Source organism: Vibrio sp. 1288 (genome assembly GCF_033344475.1).
Genome location: NZ_JAWPOX010000688.1, coordinates 1 through 632, shown reverse-complemented (window position 1 = coordinate 632; position 632 = coordinate 1). Strand labels below are relative to the sequence as shown.

Genomic DNA, 632 nt, shown 5'->3' with positions numbered 1-632 from the left:
CTTTCGTAGCTCATCCCAAAGCCAACAGGGGTTTATCTCAATTCCCGGACGTGTAGTACTCGATGGCATCGATACACTAAAAACCGCGACTTATCACTTTCGGTCTTGGTCATTAGAATCGGTTTCACAAGAATTACTCGGTGAAGGCAAAGAGATCCATAACGTGCATGACCGTATGGACGAAATCAAGCGCATGTATCGCTCCGATAAGCCTTCACTTGCCAAATACAACCTTCAAGATTGCGTGCTAGTAAACAACATCTTCGAACACACTCATCTCCTCGCGTTTGCTATTGAACGGTCGAGGTTGACGGGAGTTGAGTTGGATCGCGTCGGAGGCTCAGTCGCGGCGTTCACCAATCTTTATTTGCCACAAATTCATCGAGCAGGTTACGTCGCACCCAATTTGCACCCTGAAAACTGGATTGCGAGTCCCGGCGGTTACGTAATGGACTCTATCCCTAACCTTTATGACTCAGTTTTAGTGCTGGATTTTAAGAGTCTATATCCATCGATTATTCGCTCTTTCTTGATCGACCCAATGGGTTTGGTCGAAGGTTTATTACTGGACATTGGTAAGGATGACGATCAAGCCGTGCCTGGTTTTCGTGGTGGTCAGTTTCATCGTTCTA

1 protein-coding gene is annotated in these 632 nt (G+C 46.5%); it reads left to right on the top strand.

The genetic code is table 11. From position 1 onward, the window contains the following. Positions 1-632: DNA polymerase domain-containing protein (locus R8O11_RS28795; protein ID WP_318195065.1), on the top strand; the 632-nt coding region annotated here is incomplete at both ends.